22 protein-coding genes and 2 tRNA genes are annotated in these 24,782 nt (G+C 69.5%); 6 read left to right on the forward strand and 18 right to left on the reverse strand.

The window, feature by feature from the left end; genetic code table 11:
- Nucleotides 1-95 precede the first annotated feature (95 nt).
- Nucleotides 96-920 carry a formate dehydrogenase accessory sulfurtransferase FdhD gene (fdhD, locus tag BJ998_RS09895; protein ID WP_184868553.1) on the forward strand — a complete coding sequence of 275 codons (825 nt, stop codon included), beginning with the start codon at nt 96-98 and terminating at the stop codon, nt 918-920.
- Between the two features lie 503 nt (nt 921-1,423).
- A complete protein-coding gene (gene lpdA, locus BJ998_RS09900) occupies nt 1,424-2,824 on the forward strand; it encodes a dihydrolipoyl dehydrogenase (RefSeq protein WP_184860503.1) in 1,401 nt (466 codons plus the stop codon).
- Between the two features lie 144 nt (nt 2,825-2,968).
- Here lpdA and clpX read toward each other — a convergent pair whose 3' ends face one another.
- The 4 genes from clpX to BJ998_RS09920 all read right to left on the reverse strand — a co-directional run bounded on the left by clpX (nt 2,969) and on the right by BJ998_RS09920 (nt 7,125).
- Nucleotides 2,969-4,249, reverse strand: a complete 1,281-nt coding sequence (gene clpX / locus BJ998_RS09905; protein ID WP_043718043.1) for an ATP-dependent Clp protease ATP-binding subunit ClpX — start codon at nt 4,247-4,249, stop codon at nt 2,969-2,971.
- A 210-nt stretch (nt 4,250-4,459) separates the two neighbouring features.
- Nucleotides 4,460-5,089: an ATP-dependent Clp protease proteolytic subunit gene (locus BJ998_RS09910; RefSeq protein ID WP_184860506.1), complete on the reverse strand. Its 630-nt coding sequence runs from the start codon at nt 5,087-5,089 to the stop codon at nt 4,460-4,462.
- A 148-nt stretch (nt 5,090-5,237) separates the two neighbouring features.
- Complete coding sequence (gene tig, locus BJ998_RS09915; protein ID WP_184860508.1) at nt 5,238-6,599, reverse strand: trigger factor; 1,362 nt, start codon at nt 6,597-6,599, stop codon at nt 5,238-5,240.
- Between the two features lie 452 nt (nt 6,600-7,051).
- Nucleotides 7,052-7,125, reverse strand: a tRNA-Pro gene (locus BJ998_RS09920).
- An 85-nt stretch (nt 7,126-7,210) separates the two neighbouring features.
- Here BJ998_RS09920 and BJ998_RS09925 point away from each other — a divergent pair.
- Nucleotides 7,211-7,281: transfer RNA gene (locus BJ998_RS09925), tRNA-Gly, on the forward strand.
- A gap of 46 nt (nt 7,282-7,327) precedes the next feature.
- On the opposite strand, the gene BJ998_RS09930 is transcribed toward BJ998_RS09925, so the two are convergent.
- Both BJ998_RS09930 and trpS read right to left on the reverse strand, forming a co-directional pair.
- On the reverse strand, nt 7,328-8,035 hold the full coding sequence (locus tag BJ998_RS09930; protein WP_221337943.1) for a hypothetical protein: 708 nt from the start codon (nt 8,033-8,035) through the stop codon (nt 7,328-7,330).
- Between the two features lie 68 nt (nt 8,036-8,103).
- A complete protein-coding gene (gene trpS / locus BJ998_RS09935) occupies nt 8,104-9,114 on the reverse strand; it encodes a tryptophan--tRNA ligase (protein WP_184860510.1) in 1,011 nt (336 codons plus the stop codon).
- Nucleotides 9,115-9,303: 189 nt separating this feature from the next.
- On the opposite strand from trpS, the gene BJ998_RS09940 reads away from it, so the two are divergent.
- Nucleotides 9,304-10,857, forward strand: a complete 1,554-nt coding sequence (locus BJ998_RS09940) for an outer membrane protein assembly factor BamB family protein (protein WP_184860512.1) — start codon at nt 9,304-9,306, stop codon at nt 10,855-10,857.
- 14 nt (nt 10,858-10,871) lie between these two features.
- Here the strand turns inward: BJ998_RS09940 and BJ998_RS09945 are convergent, their stop codons facing one another.
- The 5 genes from BJ998_RS09945 to BJ998_RS09965 all read right to left on the reverse strand — a co-directional run bounded on the left by BJ998_RS09945 (nt 10,872) and on the right by BJ998_RS09965 (nt 15,012).
- Complete coding sequence (locus BJ998_RS09945) at nt 10,872-11,330, reverse strand: hypothetical protein (protein ID WP_184860514.1); 459 nt, start codon at nt 11,328-11,330, stop codon at nt 10,872-10,874.
- 263 nt (nt 11,331-11,593) lie between these two features.
- Nucleotides 11,594-11,881 (reverse strand): hypothetical protein, encoded by a 288-nt coding sequence (locus tag BJ998_RS09950; protein ID WP_184860516.1) that lies wholly within the window; start codon nt 11,879-11,881, stop codon nt 11,594-11,596.
- Nucleotides 11,882-12,025: 144 nt separating this feature from the next.
- Nucleotides 12,026-12,499, reverse strand: coding sequence for a vitamin K epoxide reductase family protein (locus BJ998_RS09955; protein ID WP_184860518.1), 474 nt, complete (start codon nt 12,497-12,499; stop codon nt 12,026-12,028).
- An 18-nt stretch (nt 12,500-12,517) separates the two neighbouring features.
- Complete coding sequence (locus BJ998_RS09960; RefSeq protein ID WP_312890020.1) at nt 12,518-13,639, reverse strand: amidohydrolase; 1,122 nt, start codon at nt 13,637-13,639, stop codon at nt 12,518-12,520.
- Between the two features lie 5 nt (nt 13,640-13,644).
- Complete coding sequence (locus BJ998_RS09965) at nt 13,645-15,012, reverse strand: type I glutamate--ammonia ligase (RefSeq protein ID WP_184860522.1); 1,368 nt, start codon at nt 15,010-15,012, stop codon at nt 13,645-13,647.
- Between the two features lie 100 nt (nt 15,013-15,112).
- Between BJ998_RS09965 and BJ998_RS09970 the strand changes: the two genes are divergently transcribed.
- Nucleotides 15,113-16,099 carry a DUF8017 domain-containing protein gene (locus BJ998_RS09970; protein WP_184860524.1) on the forward strand — a complete coding sequence of 329 codons (987 nt, stop codon included), beginning with the start codon at nt 15,113-15,115 and terminating at the stop codon, nt 16,097-16,099.
- 21 nt (nt 16,100-16,120) lie between these two features.
- On the opposite strand, the gene BJ998_RS09975 is transcribed toward BJ998_RS09970, so the two are convergent.
- Nucleotides 16,121-17,869: a proline--tRNA ligase gene (locus BJ998_RS09975; protein WP_184860525.1), complete on the reverse strand. Its 1,749-nt coding sequence runs from the start codon at nt 17,867-17,869 to the stop codon at nt 16,121-16,123.
- Nucleotides 17,870-17,989: 120 nt separating this feature from the next.
- On the opposite strand from BJ998_RS09975, the gene BJ998_RS09980 reads away from it, so the two are divergent.
- Nucleotides 17,990-18,343 carry a VOC family protein gene (locus tag BJ998_RS09980; RefSeq protein WP_184860527.1) on the forward strand — a complete coding sequence of 118 codons (354 nt, stop codon included), beginning with the start codon at nt 17,990-17,992 and terminating at the stop codon, nt 18,341-18,343.
- A 1-nt stretch (nt 18,344) separates the two neighbouring features.
- Here BJ998_RS09980 and BJ998_RS09985 read toward each other — a convergent pair whose 3' ends face one another.
- From BJ998_RS09985 to BJ998_RS10010, 6 genes are all read right to left on the reverse strand, one after another.
- Complete coding sequence (locus tag BJ998_RS09985) at nt 18,345-19,295, reverse strand: phosphotransferase family protein (RefSeq protein WP_312890021.1); 951 nt, start codon at nt 19,293-19,295, stop codon at nt 18,345-18,347.
- 66 nt (nt 19,296-19,361) lie between these two features.
- A complete protein-coding gene (locus tag BJ998_RS09990; RefSeq protein ID WP_184868556.1) occupies nt 19,362-19,901 on the reverse strand; it encodes a flavoprotein in 540 nt (179 codons plus the stop codon).
- A 38-nt stretch (nt 19,902-19,939) separates the two neighbouring features.
- A complete protein-coding gene (locus BJ998_RS09995; RefSeq protein ID WP_184860529.1) occupies nt 19,940-21,106 on the reverse strand; it encodes a S53 family peptidase in 1,167 nt (388 codons plus the stop codon).
- A 14-nt stretch (nt 21,107-21,120) separates the two neighbouring features.
- Nucleotides 21,121-23,250 (reverse strand): molybdopterin-binding protein, encoded by a 2,130-nt coding sequence (locus tag BJ998_RS10000; RefSeq protein WP_184860531.1) that lies wholly within the window; start codon nt 23,248-23,250, stop codon nt 21,121-21,123.
- Nucleotides 23,251-23,762: 512 nt separating this feature from the next.
- On the reverse strand, nt 23,763-24,014 hold the full coding sequence (locus tag BJ998_RS10005) for a hypothetical protein (protein ID WP_184860533.1): 252 nt from the start codon (nt 24,012-24,014) through the stop codon (nt 23,763-23,765).
- A 234-nt stretch (nt 24,015-24,248) separates the two neighbouring features.
- A complete protein-coding gene (locus BJ998_RS10010) occupies nt 24,249-24,698 on the reverse strand; it encodes a MarR family winged helix-turn-helix transcriptional regulator (protein ID WP_184860535.1) in 450 nt (149 codons plus the stop codon).
- Between the last annotated feature and the right edge of the window lie 84 nt (nt 24,699-24,782).

Raw genomic sequence — 24,782 nt, forward strand, 5'->3', positions numbered from 1 at the left:
CTCGGCACGGCCGAGTGGCGCACGTAACGACGAACGGCACCGCTGACGCGCCGAACGGAATGTACCGAAGACTTACGAAACTGGGAGGTTCCGAAATGGGAAGGGTGACGGTCCGACGGCCGGTGCTCAGGCTCTCCCACCAGGGCGAACGCCATCGTCCAGATGCACTAGCGGCCGAAGAACCACTCGAATTGCGTATTGACGGAAAAGCGGTCGCGGTGACGATGCGAACACCGGGCAACGATGTGGAACTGGCCCACGGTTTTCTGCTCACCGAGGGCGTGATCGGTGATCGTGAAGACATCTCCGCGGCGCGCTACTGCGCCGGAACCGGTCCCGACGGACGAAACACCTACAATGTGCTCGAAATCTCACTTTCGCCCGGAGTCGCACCGCCGGATGTGGGCGTGGAGCGCAACTTCTACACCACTTCCTCCTGCGGCGTGTGCGGCAAGGCCGCCCTGGACGCCGTCAAGTTGCGTACCCGCTACGCCCCCGCCGACGACGACTGCGCCGTCTCCGTCGAGGTGCTCACGACGCTGCCCGACAAGTTGAGGGCCGCCCAGAAGGTCTTCGACTCCACCGGCGGCCTCCACGGCGCCGGCCTGTTCACCACCGACGGCGAACTCCTCGTCGCCCGGGAGGACGTCGGCCGACACAACGCCGTGGACAAGGTGATGGGCTGGGCGGTCCAGTCCGGCTTGGTGCCCCTCCGCGGCTGCGTGCTCATGGTTTCCGGCCGCGCCTCGTTCGAACTCGTTCAGAAGGCCGCCATGGCCGGCGTGCCCGTCCTCGCCGCCGTGTCCGCCCCGTCGTCACTGGCCGCCGAGCTCTCCGACGAACAGGGCATGACCCTCATCGGCTTCCTCCGCGGCGACTCCATGAACGTCTACACCGGCGCCCAGCGCGTGCTCCGCTGACAACCTCCATCCGGACGGAGACGACCACTTCGCCACAACCGAGCAGTCCGCCGACAACGATCACTTCGCCGCCGCACAGCGCGTCGGCGGATGACCACCTCGCCGCCGACCCCTGCCTCGGCGGATGACCGCTACGCCGCCGCACACCTCCCCGGCCGTCACCGACCGCTCCGCCGACGAAAACCACTTCGCCAACGGTCACCCCTCGACCGACGAAAACCGCTCCACCGGCGGTCACCCCTCGACCGACCAAAGCCGCTCCACCGGCGGTCACCCCTCAACTCGCTCCACCGGCGGTCAACTCTCAACTGACGAAAGCCACCTCGCCGGCGGTCAACCCTCAACCGACGAACTCCGCCCCACCGGCGGCAGCCCTTCGACCGACGAAAACACCCCGTGGGCAAGTGGTTGTGAACTGGGTTCACAGGCAATTCGGGGTGTGTCGGGGGCGACAGCTTGAACGTCACATCGGAGGCGGGCGTGCCGCTGACTAGGGTTGGACCATGAGCACACACTTCGACGTCGTGGTGGTGGGGGCCGGTCCCGGCGGGTACGTCGCGGCGATCCGGGCGGCTCAGCTCGGGCTGCGAACGGCGATCATCGAGGACCGGTACTGGGGCGGCGTCTGCCTGAACGTGGGCTGCATCCCGTCCAAGGCACTGCTGCGCAACGCCGAACTTGCGCACCTGCTGACCGGTGAGGCCGAGGCGTTCGGCATCCACGCCGAGGGCGGCATCACCCTGGACTTCGGCGCCGCGTTCCAGCGCAGCCGCAAGGTCGCCGACGGCCGGGTCAAGGGCGTCCACTTCCTGATGAAGAAGAACAAGATCCAGCAGTTCTTCGGCTGGGGCACGTTCACCGACGCCAACACGATCCAGGTCGCGCTCACCGACGGCGGCCAGGAAACGGTCACGTTCGACAACTGCATCCTGGCGACCGGCGCGACGACCCGGTTGCTGCCCGGCACGAAGCTGTCCGAGCGGGTCGTGACGTACGAGGAGCAGATCCTCAGCGACAAGCTGCCGGGCAGCGTCATCATCGCCGGCGCGGGCGCGATCGGCGTGGAGTTCGCGTACGTCATGCACGGCTACGGCGTCGACGTCACGATCGTCGAGTTCCTGGACCGGCCCGTCCCGCTCGAGGACGAGGAGGTCTCGGCCGAGCTGGCCAAGCGCTACCGCAAGCTCGGCATCAAGGTGCTCACCTCGACCAGGGTCGACGCTATCGACGACTCCGGCGAGAAGGTGCGGGTCACTGTCAGCAAGGACGGCCAGCAGCAGGTGCTGGAGGCCGACAAGGTGCTGCAGGCGATCGGCTTCCAGCCGCGGGTCGAGGGCTACGGCCTGGAGAAGACCGGCGTCCGGCTGACCGAGCGCGGCGCGGTCGACATCGACGCCCGCGGGCGCACGAGCGTGCCGCACATCTTCGCCATCGGCGACGTCACCGCGAAGCTGATGCTCGCGCACGCGGCCGAGTCGATGGGCATCGTCGCGGCCGAGACGATCGCCGGCGCGGAGACGATGGAACTCGACTACGTGATGATTCCTCGCGCCACCTTCTGCCAGCCGCAGATCGCCAGCTTCGGCTACACCCAGAAGCAGGCCGAGGAGAAGGGCTTCGACGTCAAGGTGGCCAAGTTCCCGTTCACGGCGAACGGCAAGGCGCACGGCATCGGCGAGCCCGGCGGCTTCGTGAAGATCATCGCGGACGCTCGGTACGGCGAGCTGCTCGGCGCGCACATGATCGGCCCGGACGTGACCGAGCTGCTGCCGGAGCTGACGCTGGCTCAGCAGTGGGACCTGACGGTCAACGAGGTCGCGCGCAACGTGCACGCGCACCCGACGCTGAGCGAGGCCGTCAAGGAGGCCGTGCACGGCCTGGCCGGACACATGATCAACTTCTGACACGCGGAAGGCCCGCGCACCCCGGGGAGGGTGGGCGGGCCTTCGCGGATGGTGTGGGTGGGCGGGCGCTCGCGGATGGTGCCTGTGAGCGGGTCCTGGCGGTTCGTGTCGAACGGACCGGTCTTCGCGGAACCGACGGTTCCGTCAGGCCGACTTCTCGCGGCGCTCGCGGCGGCTGGGCTGCCGGGCCACGATGGTCGGGTTGACGTTCTCCCGCACGGTCTGCTCGGTGATGACCACCTTGGCGACGTCGGTGCGGCTGGGGATGTCGTACATCACCGGCAGCAGCACCTCCTCCATGATGGCGCGCAGGCCGCGGGCGCCGGTGCCGCGCAGGATCGCCTGGTCGGCGACGGCCTCCAGGGCGGTCTTGGTGAACTCCAGCTCCACGCCGTCCATCTCGAACAGCTTCTGGTACTGCTTCACCATCGCGTTGCGCGGCTCGGTGAGGATCTTGACCAGGGACGGCTTGTCCAGGTTGGTCACGCTGGCCACGACGGGCAGGCGGCCGATGAACTCGGGGATCAGGCCGAACTTGATCAGGTCCTCGGGCATGGTGTCGCCGAAGATGTCGGACGACTCCATCTCGGCCTTGGAGCGGATCTCGGCGCCGAAGCCGAGGCTGCGCTTGCCGACCCGGTCCTGGATGATGCGCTCGAGCCCGGCGAACGCGCCGGCCACGATGAACAGCACGTTCGTCGTGTCGATCTGGATGAACTCCTGGTGCGGGTGCTTGCGCCCGCCCTGCGGCGGCACGCTGGCGGTGGTGCCCTCCAGGATCTTCAGCAGCGCCTGCTGCACGCCCTCGCCGGAGACGTCGCGCGTGATCGACGGGTTTTCACTCTTCCGAGCGATTTTGTCGACCTCGTCGATGTAGATGATGCCGGTCTCGGCCCGCTTGACGTCGTAGTCGGCGGCCTGGATCAGCTTGAGCAGGATGTTCTCGACGTCCTCGCCGACGTAGCCGGCTTCGGTGAGGGCGGTGGCGTCCGCGATGGCGAACGGCACGTTGAGCAGCTTGGCCAGGGTCTGGGCGAGGTAGGTCTTGCCGCAGCCGGTCGGCCCGAGCATCAGGATGTTGGACTTGGCCAGTTCGACGCCGTCGTCCCGGCCGTCCCGGTTGCGGTCGCCGGCCTGGATCCGCTTGTAGTGGTTGTACACCGCCACCGACAGCGTGCGCTTGGCATCGTCCTGACCGATCACGTACTGGTCGAGGAAGTCGTGGATCTCGGCCGGCTTGGGCAGCTCGTCCAGCTTGACGTCGCCCGCCTCGGCCAGCTCCTCCTCGATGATCTCGTTGCAGAGGTCGATGCATTCATCGCAGATATACACGCCTGGACCGGCGATGAGCTTCTTCACCTGCTTCTGGCTCTTCCCGCAGAAGGAGCACTTCAGCAGGTCTCCGCCGTCACCGATACGCGCCATGACCGCTGACCTCTGTCCCCTCCGGTGGACCGGCTACTGCCGGCTCACCTGGCTGTCACGATGGCCCGACCCACACCGATGGGTCGCGCACGTTCCCCACGACGGTACCCGCCCGCGATCGCGAGCGGGAGGACCAGCGGGCCCCGACCGTGTCGAACCAGGCGATTACTAGCCAGATTCGGCGTGTCGGCCGGGGTCGCGGCCCCGGTTTCAGCTCTGCGCGGACAGCTTCCGGTACGGCAGCACCTCGTCGACGATGCCGTAGGCCCTGGCCTCCTCGGCGGTCAGGATCTTGTCCCGGTCGATGTCCTCGGCCACCTGGTCGGGCGTCTTGTTGGTGTGCCGGGCCAGCGTGGTCTCCAGGGCGCGGCGCACCCGCTGGATCTCGTTGGCCTGGATCTCCAGGTCGGACACCTGGCCGTAGAGGCCCTCGGTGGCCGGCTGGTGGATCAGGATGCGGGAGTTCGGCAGCGCGCGGCGCTTGCCGGGGGTGCCCGCGGCCAGCAGCACGGCGGCCGCGGAGGCGGCCTGGCCGAGGCACACCGTGACGATGTCCGGGCGCACGTACTGCATGGTGTCGTAGATCGCCATCAGCGAGGTGAACGAGCCGCCGGGCGAGTTGATGTACATGATGATGTCGCGGTCGGGGTCGACCGACTCCAGGTACAGCAGCTGCGCCATCACGTCGTTGGCGGACGCGTCGTCGATCTGCACGCCGAGGAAGATGATGCGCTCCTCGAACAGCTTGTTGTAGGGGTTGGACTCCTTGACCCCGTAGCTGGTGCGCTCGACGAACGACGGCAGCACGTAGCGGGACTGGAGTGGCTGGTACTGGCTCACTGATGACTCCTGGCTTCGCTTGTCGCTTGGTCGAGCTGGCGGGTCGGGGGCCGGTGTTCCGGCGGGCGGCCCGCGGCTGGCTTGCTTCCGACTTTAACGAACGCGGGCGGCGCCGACGTCCCGACGCCGCCCGCGTTCGCTCAGGGCGTCACTCCTGCTCGGCCGCCTCGTCGGAGGCCTCGGCCGCGGCCGGCCCGCCGAACAGTTCTTCCAGGTCGACGGTGTTGCCGGAGGCGTCGGTCACGGTGGCCTGGCGGACCACGGAGGCCAGCGCCTTGCCGCGGCGGACGTCGGCGAAGATGGCGCCGAGCTGGCCGGCCTGCTGGGCCCGCTGGACGTACTCGTCGGGGCTGATGCCGAAGCGCTGCGCCTGGTAGACGATCCGCTCGGACAGCTCGGCGTCGTTGACCTGGACCTTCTCCGCGTCGGCGACGGCGTCGAGCACGAGCTGGGTCTTGACGGCCTGCTCGGCGGCGGTGCGCAGCTCGGCGTCGAACTCCTCGGGGGTCTGGCCCTGCTCCGTCAGCCACTCGTTGAAGCGGGCGTCGTCGTGGTCGAAGGCGTGCACCGCGTCGTGCTTGCGGGTCTCGACCTCGGCGGTGACGACGGCCTCGGGCAGCGGCACCTCGGTGACCTCGAGCAGGGCCTCCAGGACCTTGTCGCGGGCCTGCACGCCCTGCTGCATCTTGTTGACCCGGCCCAGCCGCTCGCGCAGGTCGGCCTTGAGCTCGTCGAGGGTGTCGAACTCGCTGGCGAGCTGGGCGAACTCGTCGTCGGCCTCGGGCAGCTCGCGCTTCTTGATGTTGTCGATCTTGACGGTGACCTCGGCGTCGCGGCCCTCGTACTCGCCGGCCACGAGCTTGGTGGTGAAGGTCTTGGTCTCGCCGGCGTTGGCGCCGATCAGGGCGTCGTCGATGCCCTCGACCAGCTGGCCCGAGCCGATCTCGTAGGACAGGCCGGTGGTGCGGGCCTCCTCGACCTCGGTGCCGTCGACGGTCGCCGACAGGTCGACGGTCACGAAGTCGCCGTTCTCCGCCGGCCGGTCCACGCCGGTGAGCGTGCCGAAGCGGGCGCGCAGCTCGTCGAGCTGCTTGTCGACGTCCTCGTCGCTGATCTCGATGTCGTCCACGCTGACGGCGAGCTCGCCGAAGGCGGGCACCGTGATCTCCGGCCGGATGTCGACCTCGGCCGTGAACGCCAGGTGGTCGCCGTCCTCGATCTTCGTGACCTCGATGTCGGGCCGGCCGAGCGCGCGCACCTCGCCCGCGTTGACCGCCTCCATGTACTTGGCCGGGATCGCCTCGTTGACCACCTCGTCCAGGACGGGCGCGCGGCCGATGCGCGACTCCAGCACGCGCGGCGGCACCTTGCCCTGACGGAAGCCGGGGATGCGGACCTGGCCCGCGAGCTTGCGGTAGGCGCGGTCGAAGTTCGGCTTCAGCTCGTCGAACGGCACCTCGACGTTGATCCGGACCCTGGTCGGGCTCAGCTGCTCGACGGTGCTCTTCAACGTGGTCTCCTCGTACGAACAAATGCGTGCACAGTGCTCCCGACCGCACAACGCCCCGGGATTGGATACCCAAGTCTAGGTCGGCCAGGAAGCGCCGGACTCCCGACCCCCACGCCACCCTCCGCCGGGAAGGGGACGGCGGGCAACAGCAGCGGATGCAAGACGGCTGCGGCAGACCAGCGCCGCCGAAACGAGCACACGAGGACGAGCGTCCGTCGACGAGAGCCTGCCCACCCAAAGGCGTGCGGCGGAGCAACCCGCAGCAGAAGCAGCGGGCAAGAAACACGCAGACGCACCCCGCACGACGACAGGGTGTAGGCCGCAGGCCACACCCGGGGGTCCAGGGGGCGGAGCCCCCTGGCTTGGGGCCTGGGGCGAGAGCCCCAGAAAACACCCCCGGCGATAACAGCGAAGGGGGCCCGAAGGCCCCCTGAGCACAGTTCACCCAATCGTCGGGGTGGCGGGATTTGAACCCACGGCCCCTCGCTCCCAAAGCGAGTGCGCTACCAAACTGCGCCACACCCCGTTCGCGCCGTCTTGGCGATGGCGCGTGCATGAGAGTAGCGCGACCCGCTAAGCTCCCGCATGCACCCGGTCGATGTCGGGTGCATGCGGGTGTAGCTCAATGGCAGAGCCCCAGCCTTCCAAGCTGGTCATGCGGGTTCGATTCCCGTCACCCGCTCTTCTTTTCTCTTCCACGCCGGCCGTCAGTGTGTCGAGCGCCACAGTCATCGGGTGGTGAGGACGACTGCGGTGGCGTCGTCGCGGTAGCCGTCCTCGGTTTCACGGGCGGCGGCGACGATGGTGTCGGCGAGTGTCTCGGGGTTGTCCTGGTGTTCGCGGACGAGGGCTTCGAGTTCGTCGTGGGGCACGGTGTCGAGTCCGTCGCTGACGAGGAGCAGGAGTTCGTCGGTGGGCGCGGAGGAGACGGCGACATTGGTGACGGTGGCGCTGGAGAGGGTGACGCGGACCCAGCTGTCGTGCAGGGGCGCGAGGTCGGCGACGCCGTTGCCGCGGAGGTAGGCGCCCATGGTGTGGGGGTCGGTGCGCCGGTGGAGGTGGCTGCCGTCCCAGCTGTAGGCGTGGGAGTCTCCGACCCAGGCGAGGTGGGTGGGCCGCCCGGGCACGGCGAGGGCGAGCACGATGACGCCGTCGGGCATGTGGTGCTGGACCCCGGGGTCTTCCACGAGCGCGGCGGCGGCGAGCACGCCGGCCAGGGCTCCTTTGGTGGCGCCGATGCGCACGGCGCTCTCGGCTAACAGCCGCATGGTTGCGGCGCCGCCGGGGTCGTTGCCGATGCCGTCGACGACGGCGGCGACGACCACCCCGGTGGATGCCTGGAAGAGCGCGGCGGCGTCCATGTTGTGGTCACGGACGCCACGCCGGGTCGCGGTGGCCGCGCGCCGGCCGTGGGACAGATCGTGCGCTGTGCTCAACCTCAACCTCGTTTCCGTCAAAAGAACTGGCGGCGCACCGAATGTTCGGTGCGCCGCCAGTGGTCGGTTCAGCGCAGGCCGACGAGTTCCATGGCTCGGTTGAGGGTGACGTCGGCGACCTCGGCGGCCTTCTCGGCGCCGTCGGAGAGCACCTTCTCCAGGTAGCCGGTCTCGCCGTGGATCTCGTTGAACCGGGTCTGGATGGGCGCGATCTTGTCGAGCACCAGCTCGGCGAGGTCCTTCTTGAGGGTGCCGTAGCCGTTGCCGTCGAACCGGTCGAGGGTTTCCTCGCGGGTGGCGCCGGACAGGGCCTCGTGCAGCACGAGCAGGTTGTCGACGCCGGGCGACAGGTTCTCGCGGTCGACGGCGGAGCCGGCGTCGGTGACGGCCCGCATGATCGCCTTGCGGATCTTCTTGGGGTCGTCGAGGAGACCGATGGCGTGGCCCTCGTGGGTCTCGGCCTTGCTCTTGCTCATCTTGGACGTGGGGTCGTCGAGGCCCATGATGCGCGCGCCGCTCTTGCGGATGAGCGCGTCCGGAATACGGAAGCAGTCACCGAACATCGAATTGAATCGGTTGGCGATGTCCCGGGCGAGTTCGATGTGCTGACGCTGGTCGTCGCCGACGGGAACGAATTGCGCCTGATAGAGAAGAATGTCCGCCGCCATCAGCGCCGGATAGGTGAGCAGCCCGCCGCTGGGGTTGGCGCCCTGCGACTTGGACTTGTACTGGGTCATCCGCTCCAGCCAGCTGACCGGGGTGACGCAGTCGAAGATCCAGCCCAGGGTGGCGTGCGCGGGCACCTTGGACTGCAGGAACAGCACGGACCGCTCCGGGTCGAGGCCGCAGGCCAGGTAGAGGGCGACGATCTCGCGGATGCGCCGGCGCAGGTCGTCGGCCCTGATCGCCTCGGGAATGGTGAGGGCGTGCAGGTCGGCGATGAAGAAGAAGTTCTCGTACCGGTCCTGCTCCTCGGCCCAGACGCTGAGCGCACCGATGTAGTTGCCGATGGTCAGGTTGCCGGTCGCGGTGATACCGGACAGCACCCTTGGCTTCGCCTGCGCTGCGGCGTCCGTCATCTCTATCCCTCTATTCAACGGCACATTTACGGGTGAATTCTACCCTCCGGATGCGCCGCGAATTCGTCGACCTACGAAAGTAGGCCGGACGGCTACTTAGGTGGGTGTGACCGGGGACTTTGTCCGCTGGTGGCCGGTCACGCAGCGCGGTGGGATGGGCACCGACAGCTGACCTGGGGAGGGATTCGCATGTCACGACGGTCCTTGGCGGCCGGTGTCGCCGCGCTGTGCGCGCTGGCGCTGACCGCGGGCACCGGTTCGGCCCATCCGTCCGGCGACTGGCCGACCTGGACGAAGGATCTGAGCGGTTCGCGTTTCAACGGCAACGAGCACCGCATCACCCCGGCGACCGTCGGGAAGCTCAAGCTGAAGTGGGCGTTCAGCTATCCGGCGGTGCCGGGCGCGACGCCGCACAGCCAACCCGCGGTGGTCGACGGCACGCTGTACTTCGGCGGCGAGGACGGCAACTTCTACGCGGTGGACGCCAAGTCCGGGGCGACGAAGTGGACGTTCAGCCTGCCGCCGAACGACATCGTGCGCGACGGCCCCTCGGTGGCGGCCGGCCGCGTGTACTTCGGCGACGTCACGAGCACCGTTCGTGCGCTCGACCAGCGCACCGGCCGCCTGCTGTGGCAGTACCGGACGGACGCCACTCCGGCGTCGGTGGTGACGAGTTCGCCGATCTACTTCGAGGGCCACATCTTCGTCGGCACTTCGAACGGCGAGAACAGCACGAACGACGTGAGCGTGCCGTGCTGCCGGTTCCGCGGCCACGTCGACTCGATCGACGCGGCCACCGGCAAGCTGGCGTGGCGCTACTACACAGTTCCGCCGCCTCAGCAGATAGGAACCTGGCCGAGTGGTGCGGCGCGCTACGAACCGTCGGGCGTCGGCGTGTGGGGTTCGCCGGTCGTCGATCCGCGCACGCACACGCTGTATGTCGGCACGGGCGAGAACTACTCCGGTCATGGCGGCGATTTCGACACGCTGCTGGCGCTGGACACGTCGAACGGCCGGGTCCGCTGGAAGCAGCAGGTCCAGCCGTACGACACCTGGCGGCAGCTGTGCAACGACCCGAGGTACGCCGACGACTACTGCCCGGTGCCGAAGGGCGGCGCGCTCGACTGGGATCTCGCCTCGTCGCCGAACCTGTTCACGGTCGACGGGCGCGAACTGGTTGGTGTCGGCCAGAAGAGCGGCGTCTACCACGTATTCGACGCACATACGGGCCAGGCGGTGTGGCGCCGCTCGCTGTCCACGCCGATGCCGGGCGGCGGCTTGTCCGGCATCCAGTGGGGTACCAGCTTCGACGGCAAGCGCCTGTACGTGGCAACGATGATGGCCGATCCCGGCACGCTCTACGCCTTGGATCCGGCGACCGGCGCGGAGCTGTGGCACACGCCGAACCCGGCGGACGGCTGCACCACCGGCGGCGCCGCGCACTACCCGGACATGTGCACGCCGTCCTTCATCCCGGCGGTCACGACGTCGCCCGGTCTCGTCTACGAGGGCAGCGCCGACGGCAAGATGCGGGTGTTCGACAGCAACACCGGCAAGGTGCTGTGGACCTACGACACCATCCGGGACTTCGACGGCGTGAACGGCCTACCCGGCCACGGCGGCGCGATCTCCGGTGGCGGTGGCGCGGTCGTGGCCGACGGCATGGTGTACGTGCAGACCGGCTATTGGATGGCGCCGTACCCGAGTGATCGCGGCCACGCGCTGCTCGCGTTCGGGCTGTAGGCGGGCACGCCGGTTCAGGGTGGGCTGGTGGCGCACAACCAGCCACCCGGCCGGCTGTCGACCGTCGGGTTCTCCCGCAGCGTCCTGTTCGTCGTGAACACGGTCGCGTCGGCCAACCGCCTGCTCGCTCGGGCTCCGCTTTCGGCACCTGGCCGACGTTTCTGCGGAAGCCCCTCATCGAACTGCCGCCGGGCCACCGCGTGGCGGCAGTGCTGCATCCGCATGTCTGGCACGGCCACAGTCCGCATCAGGTCCGGTCCTGGTTGGCCGATTGCGTCCGCGCCGGCCTCATCCTGATCCCACTGCTGGAGGGTTGGCGGGCAGCGTTGATCGCGGCCGACGTCGTCGGTCGTCACGATGCCGTCACCTGCTACGCCGCCGCGATCGGCAAGCCCGTTGCCCTCGCGGCTTTCGACGAGCACGAGATCGTCAACGGCACTGCGGTGTCCACAATGGGCGATCTCGCCGGCCACCAGCCTGCTCCGGTCGCTTTTCTATCAACGACTCGGTCTGTCCGAACCGGACAGCGCCATCGCCGAGCCGCTGACCGTCGACGGCCTGCACACCGGCATCGGCATCCTGGCATTCACCGTCACAGCGGACATCGCCCCAGACTCAACGGTCCGTCTGCGCCGACGCCGCATCGACGTGCGGCCGATTCCCGCCGGCCCATCACATCTGGTCGTGCATGCTGATCATCCGATCCGCGAACACCGCACCAACGCCGACATCCTGTTCACGGAACGAACGGACAACCTGCCAGCGCTGTTCGCGCAGGCGCCCGGCTCCCGAATGGTGGTGTCCACAACCACCAGCACCACGGCGATTCGCGGCCACGAACGACCGGTTCGGCTGCCTCGTTCTCCCCGAGCCCGGCCAACGCACGACCGAGTTCCAGCTGACACTTGGCCTTGTTGTCCGTCTCGGCCGTCAGCTCGAAGTGGTGCTGCGCCAGCACGATCTCGTCCCGACCGGCCGCGAACTCGCCGAGCACGAGCAGCGCCCGGCCACGCTGCAACCGCAACAGCGCGAACTCCCGAGGGTCGTCGGCGTTCGCGGGCAGCCTGGACGATCACCCGGTCGATCGTCTCGACCTGGATGACCGCCCCCGAGATGTTGCCCGACGCCTGGTTCGCCACGCCCGGAGACTACCGATGATCAACAGCGGCTAGACCGGCCTCGACCGGTACTCACCCACGACGACGAGTGCGAACAACGCGATCGTGATGACGTGCACGCTGGTGCACCACTCGCAGATCTTGCCGATCACGGCCAGTTCCACGGCGACCAGGTAGACGACGAAGAGCAGGCCGACGCCGACGCCGGCCAGGCGCAGCCAGCGGACGGCGGGCAGCTCGGAGCGCCAGGCCCAGGGGGTGGTCAGCACGGTCATCGGCACGAAGTAGACGAGGCCGAGCACGGCGACGGGGATCCCGAGGATCACCGACTGCGGGCTGGAGGTGACCTGCGCGCAGTTGATCACCGAGTTGGCCTGGCAGACCAGGGTGGCGTTGTCGGTGTAGTGGCTGATCGTCATGTAGATCGCCACCGCGAGCCCGGCCAGCGACAGCACCAGCGTGCTGACGACCAGCCACCTCGGGTAGACGCTCGTCGACTCCGACGCCTCCGTGCCAGCGGACATGGTCGCAGGATACGTGGATCACGCGGGAACGGTCAGGCCGTACGCACGGCAACAGTTGCCGGCGGCAAAATTGACCGCGAGACGTTCCCCGTCGGCGGCGGTCATCACGTCGTCGGCGATCCATTCGTCGATCAGCCGGCCGAGCGCCCGCCGCCACAGCGTCGCGCCGAGATAGTGGAGTTCGGGCAGTCCGTAGCCGTCCGACGAGAAGCAGACGGACCCGAACGGCGCGAGTTCCAGGAGTTCGGCGAGAACGGCGCCCGCGCGGTCACCCACATAGGGGACGGCGAGTCCGACGTCGACGAGCACGTGCGGGAACACGTGCGCGAGGTAGCCGGCGTGGCGGTGGAACGGCCAGGTGTGCAGCAACGCGATCGTGGCGCCGGTCGACTTCGTGGCGTGCAGGAAGTCGCCGAGCAGCGCCGGGTCGGCGCGGTGCAGCCGGACGTCGTCGTCGCCGAAGCCGGTGTGCAGTTGCAGCGGGACGTGCAGCTCGGCGCTCAGCCGGGCGCCGAGGTGCACCAGCCAGGCGAGCAGGATCGGGTCGTCCAGTCGCCCGCCGCCCCATCGGAGCCAAGCGCTTGCGGCGGCCGCGACCTCGACGTCCGTCGGCGGCTCGGCCGGCAGCTCGAGGCCGGTCCGGTACGCGACGACGCTCTTCAGCCCGACGACGCCCGCCTCGATTGCGTCGCGAATCTCGTTTTCGACGAAATCGAGGAAGTCGGCGACATTCACTTCGTCGGCGGCGACCCGCTCGGCGACGGACTCCAGGCGGAGCACCTCGAACGCCTCGCCGCCGGCGATGTCGGCGAAGTCCGCCGGTTCGGTCAACGGCGTGTCGGGCGTCGACAGACCGGTGTCCACCAGCCAGGACCGCACGCCGGCCGCGCCGAGCAGCCGGGAGCTGACCCGCCGCCACCCCCACTCGGCGCGGCGTTGCAGATAGTCGTCGACGGAGCAGTGCGCCGGCAGCCCGAGCTGCGGCGCGCACCAGCGGCGGACGGCCAGCCCGAGCATCGAGTCGAAGGAGTTCGTCGAAATCGAGGATTCCGTCAGCAATCCAGCAAACCGTTCACGGTCAAGGTCGCCGGCGACGACGCCGTGGCAGTGCTGGTCGACGAGAACGAGGTCGTCGGTCACCACCGCTACCACCGCCAACGGGTGAGGGCGGCCAACTCGGCCGGCGAAGTGTCCGCGAACCGCTCGGCCTCGCCGCGGCGGACGGTCAGCACACTGTCGTGCAGGACCTCCCCCATCGCGGCGGCGAGCACGGCCGACGACGCGAAGGCGTTCGCGGCCGCCGCCGGCGACTCCGGCAGCCGCAGCACGCCGGCCGCGGTCCGGACGCTCTCGTCCACCAGCGCCGGATCGCCGGTGATCGGCGGCGGCAGCCGGAGTCCTTCGTCGACGCCAGCCAGACCGGCGGCGATCACGGAGCCGACGACCAGGTACGGGTTCGCCGTCGCGTCGAAGCACTTGACCTCGGCGTTCGCAGCGGAAGCCCCCGTCCCGGTCACGCCGGTGACGAACCGGATCGCCGCCTCCCGGGTCTCGCGCCCCCATGCCTGCCACACGCCCGCCCACCGCGACGGCGCCGCGCGCAGGAAGCTGGCCGGATTGCCGGCGCCGACCGCGATGAGCGCCGGCAGCTCACGCAGCACTCCGGCGAGGAAAGCCTCGCCGACCGGCGGCAGTCCGAACGGTCCGCTGCCGCCGCTGAACTGGTCCACAACAGACAGGTGCAGGTGTGCGCCGCTGCCCACGGTGTCGGGGGTGATCGCCGGCGCGAAGCTGGCTCGCCAGCCGTTCAGATGACTGATTCGCCTGATCGTGTGACGGACCAGCAGCACGTCGTCGGCCGCGCCGACCGGGTCGTTGGGCTCGACCGACACCTCCAGCTGGCCGTCGGCGTACTCGGGGTGGAACTGCTCGACGCTGACGTCCTGCGCCCGCAGCGTCGCCAGCAGCTCGCGGCCGTAGTCGGCGATCTGTTCCAGCCGGATCGCGCCGTACGCGGGTCCGTCGAACACCGGCGTCACGGCGTCGCCTGACCCGGTCGCCAACACCCACTCCGTTTCGAACGCCATACGCAGCTCGAGCCCACGTGCCGCGGCCGCCTCCACCTGTGCCGCCGCGAACGCCCGCTGGCATGCCTCGAACCTGTCACCCTCCTGGCGGAACTTGTCGGCCGGCGCCCACGCCCAACCGGTCTGCCCGGCCAGCGGCACGATCCGGGACAGGTCCGGCACCAGCCGGAGATCGCCGTCGGGGCCGCCGAGGAACCGGCCCTGCACCATGATGTCGTCGAAACAGAAGGTCTCGAAGCACGGCGACGCCCCCACGCCGAAGCGCACGGCGGCGGCCAACTTCGGCAGCGGCACCGTCTTCACCCGTGCGATGCCGGCGTTGTCCACGAAGGACAGCGCGACCACCTCGACGTCCTGCGCGCGCAGCCGCTCCACGAGCGGGTCGACCTCGGGCACATCGGCAGGAATGGTCTCGTTGGTCGCCATGGCACGAGTAGTACCCGGCCCACTGCCCCGATACCAGGCCCTTCACGTATTGCCGCAGGTCGTCTGACAGAAGACCGCCCAAGCGGTAGCGTTTGCGGCCGTGACGTGGCCAAGCGGTGGATCGGGCTACGGGGACAACCAGGCCGGTGGGCCGGACTCCTCGGGGCCGCAGGGAGTTCCCGGGTATCAGCAGCAGCAGCCGTACGGCCAGCAGGCGCAGTATCCCGGCTATACCTACGGTCAGCCGCAGTACCCCGGTTACCCGCAGCAGCCGCCGCAGTACCAGCAGCCGTACCAGTCCAACTACGGCGGCTTCGGCATGTACCAGCAGCCGCCGCAGGGGCCGCCGCCGCGCAACCGCCGCACGCTGACGATCGTGTTGTCGCTGGTCGGCGTGCTCGTGCTGGCCGGTGTCGTGACGACCGTCGTGCTGCTGACCCGCAACGGACAGCCGCAGGCCGGCGAACGCACCCAGCAGGCGTCTGCCCCGCCGACCACGTCCGCCAGCCGCAAGCCGCTGGACCCGCGCGTGCAGGGCTGGCAGGTCGCGGTGTCCAACCGCCGCAACGTCGCCTACGACATCCCGAAGTCGCAGTGGACCAAGGACGACCCGGACGCGATCGCCGGCATGGGGCCGTCCGACGGCGACTTCGTCACCGGCACCGGCGCGGCGTACTACATGAAGGGCTACTGCGCCGGCCAGTCCGGCTCGGTGCGGGCGGGCACCGCCGTCACCGCGAGCGACAACCAGGGCCCCGACCAGTCCTCGCCGGACACCGCCAAGCACTGGGCGACCGTGGCCTACAAGGCGGACTCGGGCCAGGCGCCGGACGTGAAGATGGAGCCGTCGAAGCAGATCAAGATCGCCGACGGCAAGATCACCGCCACGCTGTCGGTCGCCGACGTCACGACGCCGCAGTCGACCAACCCGTGCACGCCGCCGAGCGCCAAGGTGTACGCCGCCGCCGTGAAGACGTCGGACACCGGCTCCGTGATCCTGGTGCTGTTCGCCGACCAGGGCGTGCCCAACGCGCTCAGCGACGACGACGCCATGAAGATCATGGCGACGATGCGGCCCAGCGGCTGACCGCCACCGGGCCGCTCGGGCTCAGCCCCGGACCAGCCCGACCAGGTGCGCGACGGCCTCGTCCACGGGGACGTCGCCGCGCTCGCCGGTGGCCCGGTCCTTGACCTCGACGACGCCACTGGCCAGGCCGCGGCCGACGACCACGATGGTCGGCACGCCGATCAGCTCGGCGTCGGCGAACTTCACGCCCGGCGACGCGGTCCGGTCGTCGAGCAGCACCTCGATGCCGGCCGCGGCCAGCTCGCCGGCCAGCTTCTCGGCGCCCGCGCGCACCGCGTCGTCCTTGCCGGCGATGACCACGTGCACGTCGGCCGGGGCGACGAGGCGGGGCCACATCAGGCCGCGGTCGTCGAAGTACTGCTCGGCGATCACGGCGACCAGCCGCGACACGCCGATGCCGTAGGAGCCCATGGTGATCCGGATCGGCTTGCTGTCCGGGCCGAGGGCGTCCAGCGAGAACGCGTCCGCGTACTTGCGGCCCAGCTGGAACACGTGGCCGATCTCGATGCCGCGCGCCGCGACCAGGGTGCCCTTGCCGTCGGGCGAGGGGTCGCCCTCACGCACCTCGGCGACGTCGACCGTGCCGTTCGGCACGAAGTCGCGGCCGACGACCAGGTCCATCACGTGGTGGTCGGCCTGGTCCGCGCCGGTGATCCAGGCGGTGCCGGTGACGACGCGGGGGTCGACCAGGTAGCGCACGCCGTTGTCCAGCAGCGCCTTCGGCCCGATGTAGCCCTTGACCAGGAAGGGGTTGGCCGCGAAGTCGGCCTCCTCCAGCATCGCGACCTCGGCCGGCTCCAGCGCCGCTTCCAGCCGCTTCTGGTCCACCTCGCGGTCGCCGGGCACGCCGATGGCCAGCAGCTCCCACTTGTCCTCACCGGGGCGGCGGGTCTTGAGCAGCACGTTCTTCAGCGTGTCGGCGGCGGTGAACTCACGGCCGAGGCCGGCGTTGTTGAAGAAGTCGACCAGCGTGGCGATGGTCGGCGTGTTGGGCGTGTGGTGGACCTTCGCCTCGGGCTTGCCGTCGATCGGCTGCGCCGCGGGCGCCGTGGTGACGACCGCCTCGACGTTGGCCGCGTAGTCGGACTCGGTGCTGCGGACGAAGGTGTCCTCACCGGTCTCGGCGACGGCCAGGAACTCCTCGGACGCCGAGCCGCCCATGGCGCCGGAGGTCGCCTTCACCACCACGTACTCGAGGCCGAGGCGGTCGAAGATCTTCACGTACGCGTCGCGGTGCGCCTGGTAGGACCGGGCGAGGCCCTCGTCGTCCAGGTCGAAGGAGTAGGAGTCCTTCATCACGAACTCACGGCCGCGCAGGATGCCGGCGCGGGGCCGCGCCTCGTCCCGGTACTTGGTCTGGATCTGGTACAGCGTGACCGGGTAGTCCTTGTAGGAGCTGTACTCGCCCTTCACGGTGAGCGTGAACAGCTCCTCGTGGGTGGGGCCGAGCAGGTAGTCGGCGCCCTTGCGGTCCTTGAGCCGGAAGATGTTGGGGCCGTACTCGGTCCACCGGTTGGTGGCCTCGTAGGGCTCGCGGGGCAGCAGCGCGGGGAACTGGATCTCCTGCGCGCCGATCGCGTTCATCTCCTCGCGGACGACGTCCTCGATGCGGCGCAGCACCCGCAGGCCGAGCGGCAGCCACGAGTAGCCGCCCGGTGCGACGCGACGGACGTAACCGGCGCGGACCAGCAGCTTGTGGCTGGGCACCTCGGCGTCCGCCGGGTCCTCGCGCAGGGTGCGCAGGAACAACGACGACATCCTCGTGATCACGGCTCGGGCTCCTCGTACGGGATCGATGAAAGTACAGAGCGTAGAGAACGCGAGGGCAGGCTTTCCAACCGGTTGCCGGGAACGGCCGGTTCCGGCCGCCGCGCCGATTACCGTCTGCGCATGGCACTGAGGATCCGCATGGTCACCATCGACTGCCTGGACACCCACAAGCTGGCGGAGTTCTGGGTCGCGGCGCTCGGCGCCGAGATCATTCACGAGGTCGACGACGGCGACATGCTGGTGCTCGCCTCCGAGGGCAACGTCGACATCGGCCTGCAGCGCGTCGACGAACTACGCGAGGGCAAGAACAGACTCCACATCGACCTGGGCGCCCCGGACCGGCCGGCCGAGGTGGCCCGGCTGGTCGCGCTGGGCGCGACCGTGGTCGAGGAGCACACGTACCCGGGCATGGCGTGGAGCGTCCTACGGGATCCGGAGGGCAACGAGTTCTGCGTCGGCTCCCGCAACGGGTGAGCTACCAGCGGGTCCGATGCACGATCCAGGCGAGCGCGGCGGCGGCCGCGCGAGCCTGGTAGGGCCGCAGCCCGACGCAGCCGGTCGGCTCCGGCAGCCGACTGGACAGCTCCCAGCGGCCGGCCAGCGCCGCGGCGAATCCCGTGATCGCCCAGGCCGGCACCTTCGCCAGCACCGGCCGGCCCAGCACCAGCCGCTCGGCGTCGCCGGGCGCGTGGCCGGCCATGATCAGCTGCGGCACCATCGTCACGGTGTCGAGCCAGGCCGCGCCCTTGGACGGGTAGGACCAGTCCACGAGCAGCACCCGGCCGTCCTCGACCCGTCGGATCATGTTGTCGACCCGTAACTCGTTGTGCAGCAGCGTGTCGCCCTCGGCCCACGGCTGCCACGCCGTCTCCATCGCCGCCAGCGAATCGAGGTTCGCCTGCGCCCACGGGGCCAGGTCGCCGACCGCCGCCGACCTCAACGACGTCCACCCACACAACATGGGTGCCAGGTCGTCGAGGACGCTCGGCACGTCGTCGAGCGGACACGGCGTCAGCGTCCGCGACGCGCTGCCCAACGCCGACAGCACCGCCGCGAGGTCCGGCGACCCCGGCCGCAGGTTCGGCTCGCCGCCGTCGACGTCGGTGAGGACGAGCGCGACCCACTGGCCCTCGACGACGTGCAGCAGTCTCGGCGACGGCACGTTCTCCGGGAGCCGGGAGACGACCGACGCCTCGGACCGGTAGGCGCCGGCGAGCGGATGGTCGGCCGGCAGCGCCTTGACGAAAACGCGGCGCCCGTCGGCGAGCAGCAGCCGGGACGCGAGGCCGAGGGTGAAGCCGCCGGCCTGGCTGAGCGCCCGGACCACGGGAGCGCCGATCTTGTGCTCGATGACCTCGCGCACCCGGCCCGGCACGTCGGCCCAGGTCGGTCGGGTGTGGCGGGAGCCGTCCACGATGGCCGTCACGCGGGCCGCCCCCAGCAGGTCACCTGATCATCTTACGGTGACCGTGTCCGGGGTCACCCGCTCGGCTCATGGGCGGGTGGAGTTCACCGCGTCGAGCACCGCGTGCCACGGGATCGGATGCCACTCCCCCGATCGAGGCTCGGTCAGCGGCCAGACGTCCTCGCCGTCCACGAGGTGCACGCCGGCGGCCCTCAGGGCGGCGATGTGTCCGGGCCAGGCCGGGTGGCGGACGTGGGCGGCGTTGACGCACGGGAAGACGACAACCTCGACGCCGTCGATGCCGATCGCCTCCGAGACCTGCGTGAGCGCCTGGTTGTCGCCGAAACCGAGGGCGAGCTTGGCGACGGTGTTGGCGGTGGCCGGCGCGACGACGTACGTGTCGACCGGCGGATGCGGCTTCGGCTCGCCGGGCAGCCGTGATTCGACGCGAAGGGGAAGTCCGGTGGCTTTCTCGATTTCGTCGACGAGGCCGGCGTCGCGGAACCACCGGCCGGCGGTTGGCGTCAGCGTGACGCCGACCCGCCAGCCGGCGTCCAGCGCGGGACGGACGAGCCCGTCGAACAGGCCCTCGACGCCGCCCGCGCCGGACGCGACCACACCGAGCATGGGAGATTCAGCCACTCGGCCAGGCTAGATCGTTCTTGCTAGAGCGCACCGACGCCGTTCGGCGACCCCAGTCCCGTCGGGGCGTCATAACCGTCCAGACCGGTGCACAGGTAGTCCCCGCCGCAATAGCCGTTCGAGCCGCCGACCACATCGAACAGCTTGTCGGCGTGCGTGTACAGCGACGAGGCGTCGGTGATCTGGCTGCCGTTGCCGGCCAGGCCGATGATGCCGGCGATGAACGGCGATGACGCGCTGGTGCCGCCCACGGTGATCCAGCCGGCCTGTGTGCCCAGCCCGTACGTGTCGTACACGGCGAGCCCCGGATCGGTGTCGGCGACCGCCGCCACATCGGCGACGGTCCGCATCCCGCAGTTGGCGTCGTGCTGCCACGCCGGCTTCGGGATCCACGCCGAGCAGCCGCTGCCCGCACGCGACCAGGCCGTCTCCGTCCAACCGCGGGCGTTGTCGGCCTTGGCCAGCGTGGTGCCGCCGACCGCGATCACGTTCGCCAGCGACGCCGGGAACGACGCCGGCTGGAAGCCGTAGTCGCCGCTGGACGCGAGGATGGCGACGCCCGGGTGCTGGTAGTGCTTGGCGTCGGCGTCCATGCCGTTGAACTCGTCGGTGCCGTAGCTGTTGGACACCGCGCTCGCGCCGGACCTCGCCGCCGTGTCCTCGGCCGCGCCGAGGTTCTCCGAGGTGGGGGTGTCCGCCTCGACCAGCAGGATGTGGCAGTCGGGGCAGGCCGCCGACACCATGTCCAGGTCGAGCGAGATCTCCACGCCCCAGTTCGGACTGCCCGTCGGCAGCGGCGAGGCGGCGCCGCGCTGGTTCACCTTCTTGAAGCAGCCGTTCGCCGTCGTGCACGCCGGCAGCCCGAACTGCTGCCGGTACGTGGCGAGATCCGCCTCGGCGTTCGGATTGTCGTACGCGTCGACGATCGCGATCGTCTGCCCCGCGCCGCCGGTCGACGGCAGTTTGTACGCACTCCGCAAATCCGCCGGCCCATACCCCTCCGGCGTCGCGTTCGGGCCGAACGCGTGCGTGGAGCGGTAGAGGGCAAAACAGTGCATGGTCGGCGTGGTGGAGTTCGTCGTCGACGTGCACGCGGTGTGCATGGTGGTGTCGGGCGCGGCGACGGCCATCGCCGGCAAGCCGAGCGTCAGCAGCGCACCGGCGAGTACGGCCGCACGAAATCGGTTCATCGTGACTCCCCTGGTCAGCTCTGGACGCCCGGCACGGAGAACGCGCTGGTGACGGACTGGGTCAGCGAGTTGCCCGCGACGTCGGTCGCACTGACGCGCAGCGAGACGTCGCCGCCCGTGGTGGACGCCGGGTTGGTCCACTGCGAGCGGTAGTGGCCGCCGCCGAGATCCGCCAGGAACGTCGGCGTCCACGTCGCGCCGCCGTCGAACGACACCTGCACGTCGGCCTTGGCGAACGGCAGGTTCGTGCCGCCCGGGGCGTGCCCGAACGTGACGACGACCTGGTCGGGGCCGGCCGGTGCGGTGCCGTCCAAACCGGCCTTGAGCTGGTAGGAGGCCGTCACCAGGGGCAGCGCCGAGCAGTCGGTGGCCTTGCCCGTGCTCGGGTCACAGACCCAGCCGTCCGGCACGGTCTGCGCGCCGGAATGCGCCGAGCCGAAGGTCCACTCGCTGTGGCTGACCGTGGACTGGTGGAACCAGGGCGCGGTCCGCGTCTGGTCGTAGACGATCTTGTAGTCGGCCTGCGCGCCGGGCACGGCGACTTCGCCGCCGGTGACGTCCTTCGCGTCGATCAGCGCCTTCCCGCCGGAAAGCAGCTGGAAGTGCGAGGTCGACACGGTGCCCGTCGTCGGCGCGTCGAGGTAGAGGGCGTGGCCGTCGCTGTCCAGCACCGGCACCAGGGTGACGCGCATCGTGTCGTCACGCCGGCAGGCCGCGCACAGCCAGGAGGTCGTGCCCGCCGGCGGCACGCTCAGACCCGGTGCCAGCGGACCTCGCAGCCACTCGACCGGCGTCGTCGTCTTCGCCGCGAACTGGAGGAGGCCGCCCGGGGTGAAGCCGCCGCCAGTGGTCATGCTGGCGAGGACCGCGTCGCTGTAGAGCAGCTCGGGGCCGCCGAGGACGTACTCGGTGCGCTGCAGTGGGGCCGTGAACGGCGCGAACTGGCCGAAACCGAAGACCTCGTAGGGCAGGAAGATGATCCGGGCCAAGCCCTCCTGGCGGCCCGGCTTGTCGCTGTAGTAGCTCTCCTTCAGCGTCGCCAACTGGTCCGCGGTGACCTTGTAGTGCTGGTTCGACCCCAGCGCACCGGCGTTGTCGATCTTCAGGTCGTAGCTGTAGGGGTTGGCCGTGCCGGCCGGGGACTCGCTGTGCGTCTGCACGTTGAAGTGGAAGCCGCCGACCTTCACCGGCGCCGACGGCGCGACATAGGCGGTTCCGTTGCCGACTGCGAAGCCGTAACCCTGCGACCCCATGGCCTGCGCGCTGCGGAAGTACTCCAGCGACTCGGATATGAGGTTCGACGGCTTCGGCGTGCTCACGGTGATCTGCGACGTCGCCTTGCTGGCGTCAACGGTGACCGTCTGATCGCCCGACACCACCTGATCGCCCGACACCACGAAGTCCTGCACGACGACCCGTACCGAGGTCACTTGGCCGGCCGAGTCGAACGTCGGGAACCACGCCACCAAGCCGTAGTTGCCGGCCGGCACGCTCGCCCGCGCCTCGCCGGCCGTGCTGTACGGGAAGGCGTTGAAGTTGCGGCCGTCATCGGTGTTGATCAGACCGAGGGCGGCGTCGACCGTCGTGTTCGCACCGTTCACGGTGAGGACCCGGACCGTGTGCATCGGGAAGTTCGGGTGCACCTGCTGCGGCGCCCCCTGCGCGGCTAACCGCACCGAGTTGGCCGTGCCGAACAGCGGGCCGCGCGTGGCGAAGTGGTTCTTCGCGTCGCGTCCCGCCTGCGCCGCCAGCGCCGCGCCGAACGCCGCCCCCGACTCGGCGGTCACCTTGCCGTCCAGCACTCCCGGCGCGGCACCGGCGACCTGCACCGGGACCTGGTCCGTGATGCCGTCCCGGATCAGCGCCGACACGTCGAACAGCGACCGGTCCAGGGAGGTGCCCAGATACGGCAGCGCCGTCGCCGGGATGACGTAGAGGTCACCGTCCACGCGCTGGTTCACGAAGTCGCCGGTGGAGCCCGGCCTCGGCACCACCGTCGCCGTCTGCCGGCCACCGACGTCCTGCACGACCACGCGGTCGCCGGTCACCAGCGTCACCGTATGGGTGGAGTCCGCGCTGGTCACCGGCGCCGCCTGCGCCGTCGGGGCCAGGCCGGCCACCACCGCCGCCGCGACGCCCAGCACCGCTGGTGTTCTGCGTAACCAGGGAGATCGACGACCGCCGTCCGTATGCCGCATAGGTTTCCCTCCGTCGCATGGACCCGGGCCGACGCCCACGAACGGGCATCACGACGGTTCGTACACGAGCAACCACATCCCGTTGCGCGGCGTCGGTCGCCTTCCACTCGGACAGACCAGCGATGACAGCCGTGTCAGACCCGATCGGCCGCCCCGAATGAGCTGCCCGCAGCAACAAATCTGTGAACTCTGTTCACAGCAGTTCCGCCGAAGTCGAGCAGTTCACACGTACTTCCCGACTTCGTCGGCCAACACCACGACGAACCCTCACACCTCGATGATCGACGCGCCCGATCCCGACGAACCCGACCAGACCGCCCGCCGAGCACCACTCAGCTCGCCCCGTACACGAACCCCCACGCCGCACACCCACCCTTCGCCGCACGTGCCCCACCGCACGACGCGCGCCTCACCGGACGAACTCGTGCCCCCGGTCGGACCGGCGCTCGCCAGCCGAACTAGTGCTCGTCGACGAAATACTCTTCGCCGACGAAGCAGAGCTGCTCGACGAAGTGGAGCTGCCCGGCGAAGGTCTCGCCGGACCGACAAGCTTCTCCACACCGGACTTCTCGCGCCAACGTCTCGGCGCCGACGGCCGCTCGATCCCAACGGCCTGCTCCAAGCCGACCGACTTCCACCACGCCGACGGCGTGCCCCATGCCGACGGTCTTCACCAGGCCGACGGCCTTCACTGCGCCGATGGCCTTCACTGCACCGCCAACCTTCACCGCGTCGATGAACGTCGCTGCGACGACGACGTCGAGGATGTAGCAGATCGAGATGCGCGCCAGCGTTCCCTACGCGGCCGCAGGACGCTGCGGGCCACGCGGACCCGCCCGCTCCGCTCAACGCGAGTCAACCTCGTCAACTCGAATCAACATTGTCAACACGAGTCAATGTTGTCCACAGTCGTCAATGTTGTGCTTGTGGACGACGGCAGGCCGTCAGGACTCCCGGAACTCCTCGTCGGCGATCTCGGCCATGCGGCGGATAAGGCTGTCGAGCAGGCGAAGTTCGTCAACTTCGAGGCGAGACAGCAGCCGGCGGTACTGAGCGCTGCCGGCGTCCACGACGCTGCCGACGAGCTTGTGGCCCTCGGCGGTGAGCTCGAGCAACCGGACCCGGCGGTCGGAAGGGTCCTCGCGGCGGGAGACGAGCCCCTGAGCGGCCAGCCGGTCGACGATGCCGGTGACGGTGGCCAAGCTCACGCCCATCTCGGCGGTCAACTCCTGCCCGGCCGTCGGACCCCGTCGGGCCAGCGTGAGCAGCACCTTGAGCTGACGCATCGTGAGGTTGAGCGACATCAGCGGGTTGGCCCGCGCGGCGCCGAAGACCCGGCCCAGCGACCGCTGCGTCGCGGTGATGCTGGCGATGAGCTGCTCCTTGTCCTCCATGGACGGTTACCGATCACCCTTCGTCACGCCGCTGTGACGGCACGGGGCCATTTCCAGCGATCCCCTCGAACCTGAGAGAAGTAT

The organism is Kutzneria kofuensis, assembly GCF_014203355.1.
Classification (GTDB): domain Bacteria; phylum Actinomycetota; class Actinomycetes; order Mycobacteriales; family Pseudonocardiaceae; genus Kutzneria; species Kutzneria kofuensis.